This window comes from Proteiniphilum sp. UBA5384 (genome assembly GCF_002410825.1).
GTDB lineage: Bacteria > Bacteroidota > Bacteroidia > Bacteroidales > Dysgonomonadaceae > Proteiniphilum.
Genome location: NZ_DHOS01000038.1, coordinates 24,824 through 41,195, shown reverse-complemented (window position 1 = coordinate 41,195; position 16,372 = coordinate 24,824). Strand labels below are relative to the sequence as shown.

Annotated in this window: 12 protein-coding genes; 7 read left to right on the top strand and 5 right to left on the bottom strand. The window is 43.8% G+C overall.

The features are described 5' to 3' along the window. The first annotated feature begins 18 nt into the window (after nt 1-18). Together B4G81_RS08025 and B4G81_RS08020 are read left to right on the top strand one after the other, a co-directional pair. Nucleotides 19-1,107, top strand: a complete 1,089-nt coding sequence (locus B4G81_RS08025; RefSeq protein ID WP_294081467.1) for a helix-turn-helix domain-containing protein — start codon at nt 19-21, stop codon at nt 1,105-1,107. Between the two features lie 350 nt (nt 1,108-1,457). Beyond that, a complete protein-coding gene (locus tag B4G81_RS08020) occupies nt 1,458-3,347 on the top strand; it encodes a mechanosensitive ion channel family protein (RefSeq protein ID WP_294081466.1) in 1,890 nt (629 codons plus the stop codon). 22 nt (nt 3,348-3,369) lie between these two features. On the opposite strand, the gene B4G81_RS08015 is transcribed toward B4G81_RS08020, so the two are convergent. Both B4G81_RS08015 and B4G81_RS08010 read right to left on the bottom strand, forming a co-directional pair. Further along, nucleotides 3,370-5,493 (bottom strand): S9 family peptidase, encoded by a 2,124-nt coding sequence (locus tag B4G81_RS08015; protein WP_294081465.1) that lies wholly within the window; start codon nt 5,491-5,493, stop codon nt 3,370-3,372. 101 nt (nt 5,494-5,594) lie between these two features. Continuing rightward, the gene (locus B4G81_RS08010; protein WP_294081464.1) at nt 5,595-6,251 is read right to left on the bottom strand and encodes an ABC transporter ATP-binding protein; all 657 of its coding nucleotides are present in this window, start codon (nt 6,249-6,251) and stop codon (nt 5,595-5,597) included. Nucleotides 6,252-6,356: 105 nt separating this feature from the next. Here B4G81_RS08010 and pdxH point away from each other — a divergent pair, with 105 nt between their 5' ends. Then, the gene (gene pdxH / locus B4G81_RS08005; protein ID WP_294081463.1) at nt 6,357-6,995 is read left to right on the top strand and encodes a pyridoxamine 5'-phosphate oxidase; all 639 of its coding nucleotides are present in this window, start codon (nt 6,357-6,359) and stop codon (nt 6,993-6,995) included. Between the two features lie 45 nt (nt 6,996-7,040). Here pdxH and tsaB read toward each other — a convergent pair whose 3' ends face one another. From tsaB to B4G81_RS07990, 3 genes are all read right to left on the bottom strand, one after another. Next, the gene (gene tsaB, locus B4G81_RS08000) at nt 7,041-7,739 is read right to left on the bottom strand and encodes a tRNA (adenosine(37)-N6)-threonylcarbamoyltransferase complex dimerization subunit type 1 TsaB (RefSeq protein WP_294081462.1); all 699 of its coding nucleotides are present in this window, start codon (nt 7,737-7,739) and stop codon (nt 7,041-7,043) included. 180 nt (nt 7,740-7,919) lie between these two features. Next, nucleotides 7,920-8,237 carry an RNA recognition motif domain-containing protein gene (locus B4G81_RS07995; protein ID WP_294081461.1) on the bottom strand — a complete coding sequence of 106 codons (318 nt, stop codon included), beginning with the start codon at nt 8,235-8,237 and terminating at the stop codon, nt 7,920-7,922. A 205-nt stretch (nt 8,238-8,442) separates the two neighbouring features. Further along, on the bottom strand, nt 8,443-10,494 hold the full coding sequence (locus tag B4G81_RS07990) for a M3 family metallopeptidase (RefSeq protein WP_294081480.1): 2,052 nt from the start codon (nt 10,492-10,494) through the stop codon (nt 8,443-8,445). A gap of 403 nt (nt 10,495-10,897) precedes the next feature. On the opposite strand from B4G81_RS07990, the gene B4G81_RS07985 reads away from it, so the two are divergent. The 4 genes from B4G81_RS07985 (at nt 10,898) to B4G81_RS07970 (ending at nt 16,295) form a co-directional block, all read left to right on the top strand. Beyond that, nucleotides 10,898-12,232 (top strand): PhoH family protein, encoded by a 1,335-nt coding sequence (locus B4G81_RS07985; RefSeq protein WP_294081479.1) that lies wholly within the window; start codon nt 10,898-10,900, stop codon nt 12,230-12,232. Nucleotides 12,233-12,289: 57 nt separating this feature from the next. Then, on the top strand, nt 12,290-13,651 hold the full coding sequence (gene hisS / locus B4G81_RS07980; RefSeq protein WP_294081460.1) for a histidine--tRNA ligase: 1,362 nt from the start codon (nt 12,290-12,292) through the stop codon (nt 13,649-13,651). Nucleotides 13,652-13,717: 66 nt separating this feature from the next. Beyond that, nucleotides 13,718-15,637, top strand: a complete 1,920-nt coding sequence (locus B4G81_RS07975) for an ABC-F family ATP-binding cassette domain-containing protein (protein WP_294081459.1) — start codon at nt 13,718-13,720, stop codon at nt 15,635-15,637. Between the two features lie 115 nt (nt 15,638-15,752). Continuing rightward, complete coding sequence (locus B4G81_RS07970) at nt 15,753-16,295, top strand: lysophospholipid acyltransferase family protein (RefSeq protein WP_294081458.1); 543 nt, start codon at nt 15,753-15,755, stop codon at nt 16,293-16,295. The last annotated feature ends 77 nt before the right edge of the window (nt 16,296-16,372 follow it).

The window sequence follows — 16,372 nt, the reverse complement described above, 5'->3', positions numbered from 1 at the left end:
CATAACACATTGCCCTTCATGTTGCCGATACAAACGGCGATTATCTGCATGTTGCTGCTGCTCAGGCTTTGGCGCAGGGGTGAATCGCAGCTGGGAAGCAAGCCGGTCATCCTTGCCGTGGCAGCTTTCGCTGCGTCCGCGTTGGGTTGGGGTGCAATCGTGCTGTACATTGCCGCTCCAACGTTATATGTGATACTCCAAGTACCAATCATGTGGTTGTTTATGGGTGTAAATGTGTTGTACTACCGATTTATTTATGAGATAACCAAAACTGATGCGGGTGAGAAATTCTCCCTGTGGCACTATGGTTTACCAACGCTGATAGCGTTGATTTATCTGGTGTGGTCGCTGTTTGTCCCGTTTGGCATTCAACGTTTTCTCGTTGAATCAAAAGGTGAAATTGTTGATGGTTACGAGGCTTATTCGTGGTTCTCGACATCAAAACCGCTCCTGTTTTCACTATTTCTGATTGTTTATACGGTTATCACTATTATCAGGGCAAGACATTTTAGCCGCGCTGTGATCAACTACTCGGCAGATGAAGGGCGGATGTCCCTTTCATGGCTCTATAAAATACTTTATCCCCTGCTGGGCATGGCTCTGTTGGCTGCTACATTGGTGCTTTTTTCCAATAAAACCCTGACCTCCACTCCCGTTATCATCATTCCGCTGTTCTTCTTCATCTTCAGGGATGTGATGCTTACACACAATATACTCCTTGATAACTTTGTGGTGATCGCAACCGAGCCGTGCGGGGAACAGCAACCGGAAGATGCCCCTTGCCCGTCATTGGTGCCGATTACCCGTGAAGATATCCGCCGTCTGGAAAGCTATATGCGTAGAGCAAAACCCTATTTGAAACCTAAGCTGAAGATTACAGACATGACAACAGACCTGGGTACAAACCGTACCTCGCTCTCGCGGCTTATCAACCGCACATACGGCATGAATTTCAGCCGTTTCATCAATCGTTACCGCATGGAAGAGCTGGAGCGGCTGCAAGCGGATTCAAAAAATGCGGGCGTTCCGGAACTTGACCTTATTGCCAGAGCCGGATTCAGCGATTGGAGGGGATATGTAAGGGTGAAGAACAGGGAAAAGATTTAACTCTAAATACAATGAAAGGGGTGGACTGGCAAGCCATACCGCCCTGTATTGTGGAGAAAAAGAGGGAGTTGCCAGGGTCTTTCAAGTGTTCACCGAATTTATAGCTGGCAACTTTTGGCAAATCTTAATTGTATTTTTTCAAGATTGTAACCGTTATCAGAAAATACAGTGAAAATGGCAACAACAGTACAGTTGAATTAAACTAACTGCTAACTTTTCCAACATCTGTGGGGGCGACTTGCAGATTCTTCAGCTTATATAAGCTGTCGGATAGTAATTTTGTTTATATTTGGCCGCCGGAAAATTTATTTTTGAGCAAAAAAACTTATTCTGTTTTTACAAAGCTGACTATGAAACTGATTACATTTATCTTATCCATATTTTTACCCGTTGTAGCGGTAAATGCTCAAAGTGATACCACGCAAGTCATCCAAGCAGATTCCCTGAGGGCGATCTCAAAAGACAGTTTAATAGCGGTAAATCCACAAGCTGATACCTTAAAAGTTATCGACAATAGTTCCACAATTGAGCTGATAGTCAGTTCGACCCAAGAAAATCAAACCAGTTCCATGAAGGAAGAACTGCTTAATGAACAACTTGAAGCACTACAATCCAGTGATCTTCGCCAACGACGATTGATTGAGAAACAGTTGAACGAATTGAGAAAAACCGATTCCATTCGGCGAGTAGCGCAGCGCGAACAGATAGACTCCATGAAACGGCAAGCTGCCGGTGCTCCGGTTGTCCTGAAAGGGGATACTTTATACCTGATTTATACGAACCTCGGCTCTTTTTCGCCGAACGAACGGGCGGCATCCAATTCTGAAAAAATCTTCCGTGCGGCGAAAATGTTCTCACTGAAAAGCGATTCGTTGATTGTTGTCGAGAGCGGTTCGACCTCAGATATATTATACCGGGAAACTATACTATCTAGTATAACCGATATGGATGCGTTGTGGATGGATACTCCCCGTAATGCTCTGGCAGAGGCTTACAAGGAAAAGATCATAGAGGCTATTGGCGTATATAAAAAGAGTATCAGCCTCTTGAATATCCTGAAAATGTCCGGATTAAGCTTGTTCGTCATATTGATATTATTCGGGGCTGTAAAAGGGGTAGGCCTTTTGTTCCGGCGTGTGATCGACAAAAAATTAGTGTCAAAAAAAGATAAATGGTTTCCCGGCATCAGGATCCGTAATCTGGAGGTTATGGATTCGGACAGGGAAGTAAAAGTGGCACTGTTCGTCTCGAAAATAATCCGTTACCTGATCTACATTATTCTATTTTATCTCGCCATTCCCTTGCTATTCAGTATATTTCCCCAAACTCAACGCCTGGCAGAAACCCTGTTCGGGTGGATATTCTCCCCCTTGGCTTCAACCTGGAAAGGGTTCGTATTGTATTTGCCTAACCTCTTCAAAATCATTGTGATTGTATTAATCATGCGTTATGTTGTCAGATTTTTCCGCTACATATTCCGAGAGATCAGTGCGGAAAAACTCATTATTCCAGGCTTTTATGCTGATTGGGCAAAGGCGACATTCAACATTCTACGGATATTTCTCTATGCTTTTATGCTAATCCTGATATTCCCTTTGTTGCCTGGCTCTGATTCAGGCGTTTTCCAGGGGGTTTCGGTATTTATGGGTGTAATTTTCACACTCGGGTCAACCAGCGTGATCGGTAATCTTGTGGCCGGAATGGTGATCACATATATGCGCCCTTTCATTATTGGTGATCGTATAAAAATCGGCGATGTGACTGGAGACGTAACCGAAAAATCTCCCTTTGTGGTTCGTATACGAACCACAAAAAACGAGATCGTCACTGTTCCCAACTCCACTATATTATCGTCGAATGTGATAAATTACAGTTCAACATCCACGGGACAGAATGAAGGACTAATCGTCAATACATCTGTTACGATGGGATATGAAGTACCATGGCGCCAAGTTAACCAGTTATTGATAGATGCGGCTCTCAAAACAGACCTGTTACTCTCAAAACCCCAACCGTTTGTACTCCAAACTGCGTTAAACGATTTTGCGGCCTCCTACCAGCTAAATGCCTACACTAAAAATCCGGAAAAACAGGCGGTAATTTACTCCCAACTGCACCAAAATATCCAGGATATATTCAGGGAAGCCGGTATAGAGTTGATCACTCCACATTACCGGGCGACCCGTGACGGGAATAAATCGGTTGTTCCCCCGGAAGTGGAGAAATCAATTCCTCTCTAGCCGATATCTTTTCAAGGCTCCATTATTTCAACCATTCATCGAACCAACGGAAGAACTCGCGTTGGAACAGGACTCCATTCTGCGGCTTACTGATCCAGTGGTTTTCGTCGGGAAAGATGAGCATCCTCGACGGGATACCCCTCAGCTGTGCGGCATTAAACGCCATCATGCCCTGCGACGCCAGAATACGGTAGTCGTGCTCACCATGGGAAATCATAATCGGCGTATCCCATTTATCTACAAACTTATGGGGAGATGTTGCATAGGTCTTTTGTGCAATACCATTTGACTTATCCCAAAACGGGCCGCCCATATCCCAATTGGCAAAAAACATCTCCTCTGTTTCGAGGTATTGCGCTTCCAGATTGAATATGCCGGCATGGGAGAAAAAAGCTTTAAAACGTCCGTCATGGTTTCCGGCAAGCCAATAGGTGGAAAAACCTCCATAACTGGCACCGGTACAACCGAGCCGATTTTCATCCACATAAGGTTCTTTGGCCATTGCATCGATGGCGGCAAGGTAATCCTTCATATTTTGCCCGCCATAATCGCCACTAATTTGTTCCAGCCACTCCTGCCCAAAGCCGGGTAATCCACGGCGGTTGGGTGCTACTACGATATAACCGTTGGCGGCCATCATCTGCAGATTCCAGCGATACGACCAAAACTGGCTGACCATGCTCTGCGGACCACCCTGACAATACAACAGTGCGGGATACTTCTTCGTAGGATCAAAATCGGGAGGATAGACTACCCAGGTAAGCATTTCCTTCCCGTCGGTAGTAGCGATCCAGCGTTCTTCCACCTCTCCCATCTTCAGCTGATCGAGTATTTCTTTATTTTCAAGTGATATTTCAACGGCTTCTCCGGAGGCTATATCCACACTGTATATCTCCGTAGGTTGTGATAAAGACTGTCGTTTGGCGATCAATTTACCATTTCCCAAGGCAATAGAGACATAATCGAACTTCCCCTCAGTTATAGGTGTGATCTTTTTAGTAACGATATCTGCAGAGTGTAACCGGGTAGTACCCTTTACAGACACCACCATATAAATAGTGCGGTTGTCACTGCTCCATATAAAATCATCGGTATTGTAATCGAACTGCTCCGTGACGTATATTTTCTCCCCTGTCTCCAAATCCATCACGAATAACCGATTTTTGTCTGCTTCATACCCGTCACGCTCCATACTCTGCCAGGCAAGATATTTCCCGTCGGGTGAGAACTGTGGATTCACATCGTATCCCATCATTCCTTCGGTCATATTTTTGGTTTGGCGGGTTTCTATATCATAGAAATAGATATCAGAATTAGTGGAAACAGCATACTCTTTTCCGGTCTTTTTTCGGGAAGTATAGGCAACAGTCTTACCGTCCGGACTCCAAGCAAGCTGTTCCATCCCTCCAAACGGCAACATCGGTGCTTCATAGGGTTCCCCATCCAGAAGATCTTTGATATTCGTCAACTTATTACCCGAGAGGTCAGCCACAAAGGGATGAGGTATATTTTCCACCCATGTGTCCCAATGTTTATACATAAGATCGTCCACTATCCTACCCGATGCATTGGGCAGATCGGTATATTTTTCGGTTGCGGTCTCCACTGTTTTGACACTCCTGATAAACAACACTTTTTTCCCGTCGGGGGAATATTTAAATCCATCTATTCCCCCTTCTACATTGGATATCTGCTTCATTCCTCCCCCATCGGGATTGATAGTCCAAATTTGCGAAGAACCGGTTTCATCGCTTAAAAAAGCGATCTTTTTCCCATCTGCGATCCATTGGGGATTACTTTCCTGCGTACTGGTGATGGTGAGTTGCTTCTTATCAGAACCGTCACTTTTCATAGTGAACAGTTCTGAATTGGTTTTATTTTGTGGAATACTCACATAAGTCACCTGATAAAGGATATTCGACTTGTCGGGTGACACCTCCACATTTCCTATCCGTCCGAAGCTGTAAAGCACTTCGGGAGTCATGATGCCATTTACGATATTGGGTTTTGCCTTGCCTATCGTCTCTGTTAGTTCTTTACTTCCCTTTTTTTCTGTCTCTTTGGAAGCAGATGACTGAGGAGTATCGTTGCAGGCCAGCAGGCCCCCACTGATAATAATTGCCATAAATAATGATTTACGCTTCATATGATTATTTTTTTGCTCCGAGTAATCTAATAGCAATAAAACACAACTGTCTTAACTTTCAATTTCTTAGTCTACGAAGCCTTGCATCTTGTTTCTATATATTATTGCTCCATGATTTGCCCGTCTATCATATGGATAGTCCGGTCGGTAATCGATGCCAACTGTTCGTCATGGGTGACGATGATAAAAGTCTGGTTCAGCTTATCCCTCAACTCGAAAAAAAGCTTGTGAAGCTCTTCCTTATTATCGGAATCGAGGCTTCCCGATGGTTCATCGGCAAATACCACCAATGGATCGTTGATTAATGCACGGGCTACTGCGACACGTTGTTTTTCACCACCCGATAATTCTGCCGGTTTATGGGAGATACGCTCCGAGAGACCCATCATGTGGAGCAATTCCTGAGCTTTCGACTCTGCTTCGGCATGTCTTGTACGTCCTATCAATGCCGGAATCATCACATTTTCGAGTGCAGTAAATTCAGGCAACAGTTGGTGAAACTGAAAAACAAAACCGATATTCCGGTTACGGAAATCAGATAATTTCTTCTCATTCAGTAAGCTCAACTCTTGGTTATCGATATAAATCTTCCCCGAGTCCGCCTTTTCCAATGTGCCCATAATCATTAACAAGGTAGTCTTACCGGCGCCACTTGGACCTACAATAGAGACTATCTCTCCTTTCTTCACTTCCAGATCAATCCCTTTCAATACCTGAAGCGCGCCGAAGCGCTTGAAAATTTTTTCTGCTTTTATCATCTAATTCGTTTGCCACACATAATCAATGTGCGAAGATAAGAAAAATGCATAACTATTTAGAGAAAATCATTTACTTTTGCAAACAGCAAATAAAAATTACAGCAAATGAAAGATTTAAGTAGAATGAGACAGGAATACAGGGAAGGGAGCCTGGATGAAACGGAAGTAGCACTGAATCCTTTAGATCAGTTTAAATTATGGATGGATGCAGCCATTGCTTCCGGATTATCGGAACCCAACGCCATGGTCGTCGCAACCACAACTGTGAGCGGGAAACCTTCTGCCCGTGTGGTACTTTTAAAAGAATTGAATGACCAAGGATTTGTTTTTTATACTAATTACATGAGTCGAAAAGGACGTGAATTGCTTGCGAACCCGTTCACGGCAGTCGTTTTCGACTGGCATGAGATAGAGCGGCAAGTGAGGATTGAAGGCACTGTGGAGAAGGTGGAGGACAAAGAGTCGGATACTTATTTCAACGTACGTCCCGATGATGCCAAGATAGGTGCATGGGCATCTCCCCAGAGCAAAGTGGTAAAAAGCCGTGAAGAACTGAAAAAGATGGAGGAAGAATATGCCACTCAGTTCGAAGGCAGCGATATACCACGTCCCCCTCATTGGGGTGGTTTTCTGATTCGACCGACAATGATAGAGTTCTGGCAGGGACGGCCCAATCGGATGCACGACCGTATAGCATACTATAAGATTGATATGGACTGGGAAATAGTACGGTTGGCTCCCTGAAATCCTGAATGCATAAAGGATTTTATCTAACTCAAGATAAAACGACTAACTTTTGACATTAATCACCTTATTCCTGGGTATGGTAGCCACAAATTCTTTGAGATAAAAAGGTTCAAAATAAGCCACATCAACAAATGATTTTTCAGTAAAGGATGTTTCAGCTAATGGGACCATTGCCGAAGCCAACGGATAAATTCCATCAAAAAAAAGTGCATTGGGATGTGTGATCACGGAGCGGCATTTTTCTGCTCCGTTTCCAAAAAAAATAATCTGCTGTTTATCAAGCATGTCGTTATAGCTACCTCTTTCCACAATATCGGCCGATGTTGTACGAATCACCTTGAGTGATTTGTCAAAAAAAGTGGCATATACTTCCATTCTCCGTGCATCAATCATGGGACAAAGCAAAGTATTCTCATCCGCTTTTTCCTTCATCATGGAAGCCATGACATGTGCTGTGGAAATGGCGATTAACGGAATATCCAAACCATAGCTCAGCCCCTTTGCTTCCGATACACCTATACGAAGTCCGGTATAAGAACCGGGGCCCCGACTGACAGCAATAGCATCCACTTGAATATGCTGTTTCCTGACATATTCCATGATTTCACTGACAAACAAACCGACCAGGCTGGCATGCGACCGACCTTCATAATTCTCTTTATTGATCAATATCTCTCCATCACGTGAAAGCGCACAGGAACAAACCGGAGTGGAAGTTTCAATTGTAATCAGCGTACTCATAATAGGAATAAGGGCGAAATTATTTGTTGCTATGGCAAAATGCAAACAAGTGCAATTTTGCACATTGAATTTAGCTTGATTATTTAGAGGCGTAAAGATAATAAATTTATACCTGCCGGACCGAAAGGGCATAAAAAAACTGCATCGATGTGATGCAGTTTTTCTAAATCTAATAAAAGATCAATACCTATTGTTCCTGTCGCGGTTTCCATAACCACCTCCACGGTTGTTATTATACCTTGGGCGATCTCCCTCTGCACGAGGGCGAGCTACAGAGACAGACAATGTACGTCCGTCATATTCAGCATCGTTGAGCTCTTCAATGGCGCGTTGTCCATCACCTTCGTTGGACATTTCTACGAAACCATAACCTTTTGAACGGCGGGTCTCACGGTCAGTAATAATCTTTGCAGAAGAAACTTCTCCGTATTCTTCAAACAGTTCTTTTAAATCGGCATCCGTAATCTGATAACTTAAGCCAGCTACAAAAATGTTCATGTAAAAAAATTAAAATAAAAAAATAAATAAATTTTGTGCAGAAGTCCTTTCAGTAAGGAGGAGTTAGGAAATCACTTAACATTAAGGTGTGAAGAAACTAAATAACGCCGCTAAAAAAATACTAATGCACGGCAAAGATAGAGATAATATTATTGAAGCAAAACAATTTGGCGATAAATTTACAAAAAAAATATAAGCCAATATATTAATTATCGATGCCACTTCTCTTGAGTAAGGCTTCCACACTGGGTTCCTGCCCACGAAAGCGTTTATAGAGAATCATGGGGTCTTCGGTGTTTCCCCTTTCTAAAATATTGGTTCTGAATAAATGGGCTGTCTTTTTATCAAAAATCCCATTCTTCTTAAAAACAGAGAATGCATCAGCATCCATCACTTCCGACCATTTATAACTATAATAACCGGCAGCATATCCTCCGGAGAAAATATGTCCGAAGGAGGTTGACAGACTGGTTTCTACCACTACCGGCAGAAGTTGCACACGTCCCATCGCCTCTTGTTCAAACGTACGAACATCGCCTTCAAACGGTGTCTCTAAAGAATGCCAGGCCATGTCGAGATACCCAAATGAAAGCTGGCGCAAGGTTAGATAACCGGTATTATAATTGGAAGCGTCCACAATCTTCTGCAGCAACCCGTCCGGCATCTTTTCACCCGTTTGATAATGGAAAGCGAATTTATCGAGATATTCCTTCTCTATCAACCAGTTCTCCATTATTTGTGAAGGTAACTCCACAAAATCACGGTATACATTGGTGCCTGAGAGTGTTGCATAATTACTTTCTGCCAACATACCGTGCAATGCATGACCAAACTCGTGCAGGAAGGTTTCGACCTCGTCAAAAGTAAGTAATGCCGGTTTGGTTTCGGTAGAACGGGTGAAATTCATCACAATGGAGACATGGGGACGACTATCTTTACCGTCCCTTATATATTGTTCCTTGTAAGAGGTCATCCAAGCTCCCGAACGTTTCCCGTCACGAGGATGAAAATCAGTATATAGGACAGCGAGAAAATCTCCATCCTCGCCCAGCACTTCATAGGCTTCCACTTCAGGATGATATACCTGAATATCGGTATTTTTCCTGAATTGCATACCATATAAATCGGTCGCCAGTCCGAAAACACCTCTCTTCACATTTTCCAGTTCAAAATAAGGACGCGTCATCTCGTCATTCAGATCGAAAAGGCTATCTTTCATCTTTTCGGCATAATAATTCCAATCCCATGGCTGCAAATCAAACCCTCCTCCTTCCATTTGAGAAGCAAACGATGCTACATCTTTTACTTCCCGACGGGCTGCCGGGCCAAATGATTCAGCCAACTTGTCGAGTAATCCGAAAACTGCTGTTTCATTCCCGGCCATACTATTCTTTAATGAATATTCGGAATAATTCTTATAACCCAATAGACGAGCAATTTCCAGACGAAGATTGACAATCTTCTGTACATTTCCCTGATTGTCGAATTCACCTCCTGTCATACCTTTTTTATTATATGACCTGTAAAGTTTCTCTCTCAGATCGCGTCGGGAAGAGTATTTCATAAAACCGGTATAGCTGGGTGCTGAGAGGTCTACCAGCCACCCTTCTTTCCCTTTCAACTTCGCTTTGGCTGCGGCAGCATCGATAAGGCTTTCCGGCAACCCAGCCAAATCGGCCCTATCGGCAAGTAGCATTTCAAAGGTATTGGCCTCTTTCAAATTATTTTGCCCAAATGCGAGAGTCGCCTTGTTCAGTTTCATCGACAATTCACGGTATTTTTCTTTTCCTTCGGGGGATAAAGTAGCGCCGCTATTTTCAAAGTTTTCATAATATTTCTCCGTTAACCTCACCTGCTCCGGTGTAAGGCCCGATGAATGTCGGATATCGTATACCGCTTTTACACGTGCGAAAAGCGCTTCATTCAGATTGATATTGTTAGAATGTTCCGATAACTCAGGACTCAACCGCTGCGATATTTCCATCATCTCGTCATTACTTTCGGCACTCAGCAGATTGAAGAAGACACTGCTCACCCTGGTCAGCATTTCTCCTGAATACTCTATTGCTTCAATCGTGTTGCTAAAGGTGGGGGCCTGCGGGTTAGCCACAATCGCATTGATTTCCGATTGATGTATTTCCATCGCTTTCTTAAAGGCCGGTTCATAGTGTTCTATCCTGATCAGATCGAATGGAGCCGTCCCATAGGGCGTTGCAAAAGGTTTTGAAAAAGGATTCTCTTTTTCACATGCAGTCATCATTATCATTATACAGCTAATTATTAATAAAATTTTATTCATAAAGTTCATTATATTTATAGATTACAGGAGTTGTCTTAGAAAAGTTTGAGCAAGCTTGGCTTTTTTCCCGGCTTTCACTACATTTGTAACCCGATAAGATGTACTCCGGATAAATTGAATGAAATTAAGAAAAAATAAAAATTCAACAAAGGTAATTTTTTTGTTCCTGCCAAGCAAAAATCATATCGGGTAAAACAATCTTCATCCAATTGTGTTTTTTATTACAACAGATAGCAACAATCCAAGAACGGAATACGATTACACATAGTTAAATTAGAAAAATATGGCAACAGCTGAGAATAAAACCAGTGGCAAAACAAAAACTACAGCCACTACAGGTAAAAGTAAAACCAATACCAAGATGAGCCGCGCGAGTGTGAAGAAAAACTTCATTCTTGACACGAATGTGATCCTGCACGATTTCAATTGCCTCGATAATTTTGAGGAAAACGATGTCTATATTCCTTTCATCGTATTGGAAGAGTTGGACAAATTTAAGAAAGGGAGCGACCAAATCAATTTCAATGCCCGCGCTTTTGTGCGTGAGTTGGATTTGATTACCGACGACGACTTGTTCACCAATGGCGCCGATATGGGTGTAGGCAGAGGGAAGCTCTATCTTGTAAACGGTTCAAGAGATAACAGGAAAATCATTGATGCGTTTCCTGAAAAAACACCCGACAACCGTATTCTTACTGTAGTATCGGAAGTAGGTGAAAAACATCCGGAGATGAAGACTATTCTCGTATCGAAAGACATCAACCTCCGGATGAAAGCGCGCTCCCTGGGAATGCTCGCAGAAGACTATATCAACGATAAAGTGACAAATGTGGATATCTTCTCACAAGGTGAGGAGGTGATCGGGGGTATCAATCCCGATCTCATCGACAAGATATATGCGCAAGCAGGTGGAGTGGATATCGATGAGTTTAACTTCGAAGATCAAATCGATCCCAACCGTTGTTTTATCCTTAAGAGCGAAAGGAACAGCATATTGGTACGCTTCAATCCTTTTACGCAAAAAATAAAAAAGATCGAGAAAGAGTCGAATTTTGGTATCCAGCCCCGCAATGCGGAGCAAGCATTTGCTTTCGAGATTCTTAATGATCCGGATGTGAAGCTGGTAGGGCTTACCGGAAAAGCGGGTACGGGAAAAACGTTGCTGGCACTGGCTTCCGCCCTGAAACAAAATAAAATATACAGCCAGATACTGTTGGCTCGTCCCATTGTTTCCCTATCGAATAAAGATCTGGGGTATCTTCCGGGGGACGAGAAACAAAAGGTGGCACCCTACATGCAGCCTCTGTTTGATAACCTGAATGTGATCAAATCAAATCTTGGGCAAAATAACCCTGACCTCAGGCTGATCGACGAGATGCAGAAATCAGGACAATTGGAAATAGAAGCACTGGCTTTTATCCGTGGGCGAAGCCTTACAGGTACCTTCTGTATTATCGATGAAGCCCAGAACCTCACTCCGCATGAAATAAAAACAATTATTACCCGTTCCGGAGAAGGTACCAAAATGGTTTTTACAGGCGACCTGCAACAAATCGATTCGCCTTATCTCGACACCCAGTCGAACGGACTCGCCTATATGATCGACAAGATGCGGGGTCAAAACCTGTTCGGACATGTGAACCTGGTAAAGGGGGAACGAAGTGAGTTGTCGGAACTGGCAAGCAACCTTTTGTAGAGAGATAAAGGTGGAAAATCATTATCTTTGCACCTCAAAATAAAGATCAATAGAACAATGCAAAAGCCTTCCATTCCAAAAGGGACCAGAGATTTTTCGCCCGAAGAGACAGCGAAAAGGAATTATATTTTCAATACTATCAAAGAAGTTTACCGTCTATACGGCTTTAGACAGATTGAAACGCCGGCAATGGAAAATCTCTCCACACTAATGGGAAAATATGGCGAAGAGGGAGATAAACTACTCTTCAAGATACTCAATTCCGGTCATTTCTTAGGAGACATGAGTGCGGAGGATATCGCTGAAGGAAATTCAGTGAAGACCGCCAATAAGATTTCTGAAAAAGGATTAAGGTATGATCTTACCGTGCCGTTCGCCCGGTATGTGGTGATGCACCGCAACGACATCACCTTTCCTTTCAAACGCTACCAGATACAACCGGTATGGCGAGCCGACCGTCCACAAAAAGGACGTTACCGCGAATTTTTTCAGTGTGATGCTGATATCGTGGGATCCGACTCTCTGCTCAACGAGGTGGAACTGATCCAGATCATCGACGAAGTTTTCAGCCGGTTCGGCATCCGTGTGTCAGTAAAACTGAACAACCGTAAGATTCTTGCCGGTATTGCCGAAATCATCGGAGAAGCCGACAAGATCACCGACATCACCGTCGCCATCGATAAACTCGATAAGATCGGCACGGAGAAAGTAAATGAAGAACTGGCATCGAAAGGAGTTACTCCAGACGCGATAGAAATGCTACAACCAATTCTCCGGCTCAGTGGTTCCATTCGTGAAAAACTCGAAACGCTGAAAGAGGTGCTGGTATCCTCTCCCACCGGGTTGAAAGGGGTGGAAGAACTCGAATATATTTTCGATAAGACAGATTTGCTTTCACTGGAAAATGAGTTGACTCTCGACCTTACATTGGCACGGGGACTCAACTATTACACTGGTGCTATCATTGAAGTGAAGGCGCTCGATGCGGAAATTGGAAGTATCACCGGCGGTGGAAGGTATGATAACCTGACCGGCATCTTTGGGCTACCCGGTGTTTCCGGTGTGGGAATCTCGTTCGGCGCAGACCGGATTTATGACGTACTGAACCAACTCAATCTTTTTCCGAAAGATTTCGTACATGCTACCGACCTGCTGTTCGTCAATTTCGGTGAAACAGAAACCACTTACCTTCTTCCGTTAATGCAACAACTGAGAAGTACCGGCATTCGCTGTGAACTTTATCCCGACCCAACCAAGATGAAGAAGCAGATGTCATATGCCGACAGTAATCGTATCCCCTTCGTGGCCATCGTAGGTGAAAACGAAATAAAGGAGGGAAAGATCACATTGAAGAATATGGAGACCGGAGAGCAAAAGGCGGTTACCCTCCAGGAGATCATTAATGAAATAAATAATTGAACTCTCACATGTTTCCTTGAGAGGGAGTGTGACTACTAAAAGGAATATCCAGCAAATAACAATTAAATGCTCAATATAGAGAACGTAACCGTTGAGTTTGGCGGTTTCACATTGCTCGACCGGATATCATTCGTGCTGAACAGAAACGAACGGGTTGCCCTCGCCGGTAAAAACGGCGCGGGAAAATCCACTCTGCTGAAGATTATGGCAGGCCTGCAACAGCCTACCTCAGGGGTGGTATCCCTATCCAAAAGTATCTCCATCGGGTACCTACCCCAGCAGATGAAATTGAGTGACAACCATACTGTACGCGAGGAGGCCACACTTGCATTCGATCATCTTCAAAAGATGGGAAAAGAATTGGAAGCACTTCATTCTCAAATGGCAGAGCGTACGGATTATGAATCAGAGGCCTACCAGGCCGTGATTGAACGGGCGACCGACCTGCAGGAGCTGTTACAAATGTCGGGAATCCATAATTTTGAAGCCGAAGTAGAGAAAACATTAATGGGTTTGGGATTTCTGCGCAGCGACTTCGACCGTCCGACTCGTGAATTCAGCGGTGGCTGGCGTATGCGTATAGAACTGGCAAAGATATTATTGCAGGCACCGGATGTTCTGCTACTCGACGAACCGACTAACCATCTTGATATAGAGTCGATCCAATGGTTGGAGTATTTTCTTACCACCCATTCTAATGCCGTGATGCTGGTATCGCACGACCGTGCTTTTCTGGACGCGGTAACCAACCGTACCATTGAAATTGTATTGGGTAATGCCCACGACTATAAGGTAAACTACTCCAAATATCTGGAACTGCGGCAGGAGAGGCGGGAACAACAGCAAAGGGCCTATGAAAATCAACAAAAGCAAATCAAGGATACCGAAGAATTTATAGAACGATTCCGCTACAAAGCAACCAAATCAAACCAGGTACAATCGCGCATCAAGCAATTGGAGAAAATAGAACGGATTGAGATAGACGAAGTGGATAACTCGCAGCTCAACCTGAAATTTTCCCCTGCACCACGCTCCGGCTCCTACCCCATCATCATGGAGAATGTCTCGAAAAATTATGGTAGCCACCTTATCTTTGACGATGTCACTCTCACGATAGAGCGGGGTGAAAAAGTGGCCTTCGTGGGAAAGAACGGCGAAGGGAAATCTACTCTCGTAAAGTGCATCATGCACGAGATTGATCATGGTGGAAAACTGGAATTGGGACATAACGTAAAAATCGGTTATTTCGCCCAGAACCAGGCGCAATTGCTGGATGAGGAGTTAACGGTGTTCGACACCATCGATTATGTGGCTGTAGGCGATGTCCGCACAAAAATACGCGATATTCTGGGTGCATTCATGTTTGGAGGCGAAGCTTCGGAAAAAAAGGTGAAAGTATTGTCCGGTGGTGAACGAAGCCGGCTGGCGATGATCCGTTTGCTCCTCGAACCGGTCAACCTGCTTATTCTGGATGAACCGACCAACCACCTCGACATCGCATCAAAGGAGGTACTGAAAAAAGCAATCAGCGAATTCGACGGTACAGCCATTATCGTATCGCACGACCGGGATTTTCTGAACGGATTGGTCAGCAAGGTCTATGAATTCGGCGGCGGAAAAGTGAAAGAACACCTCGGGGGTATTTACGATTTTTTAAACAAGAAAAAGCTGGAGAACCTCCAACAACTGGAGCTTTCCACAATTTCTCCGTCCAAAGAGGAAAAGAAAAAAGAGGAGCCTTCAGAAAATAAACTTACCTACCAGGAACAAAAAGAACTGAACAGAAAACAGCGTAAGTTAGAGAAGCAGATTGAAGAAACCGAGAATAAAATTGAACTACTTGAAAAAAAGATATCAGAGATGGAAGCAACATTGTCAACTCCCGAAGGGGCATCAAATATGGGTTTACTGCAAAAATATCTGGACACCAAAGCCCGGTTAGACCAGACAATGCACCACTGGGAACAGTTGCAAAACGAACTTTGAACTATAGGCCTACGTTAATATGCTGACCGGTTCCGCCATCACAGGAAGAAGAACCGGATAATCTTTCAAAAGAGTCCAAGAATAAAAAAATCACAATAAAGAAACAATAGGGAGAATGGGGAAAATCAGTAAATTCATCTTCAATAATATCCTTGGCTGGCATGTCAGGGGCGAATTCCCCGATCCTTCCAAATGTGTGATCGCTGTGGCACCCCATACCAGCAATTGGGATTTTCCGATAGCTAAACTGGCTTACTCCTCCATTGGCAGGACAGCCAATTTCCTGATCAAAGCAGAATGGTTCATCTTCCCTTTCAACCTATTTTTTAAAAGCCTGGGAGGCATTCCAGTAGCACGTGAAAAGAATTCCTCACTCACCGACACCCTTGCCGCCGAGTTTAACCGGTGCGACCGGATGCAACTGGCGATCACTCCCGAAGGAACTCGAAAGCCGGTGCAAGAGTGGAAAAGGGGATTTTACTATATTGCCTTCAAGGCTGGGGTTCCAATATTATTGGTCGGTCTGGATTACGGCAAAAAAGAAGCGATCTGTCTTGGGCTCATTTATCCATCAGGAGATTATGAAAAGGATATTCAAGAAATAAAATCCCGTTACAAAGGGATTCAGGCTAAAAAACCAGAGAACTTTTCACTATGAAATACCAGGGTAAGCAACGAAAACCGAAACACCTATTACCCGAAATTCGACTCTCCACTTTAGAATAAACACTACAG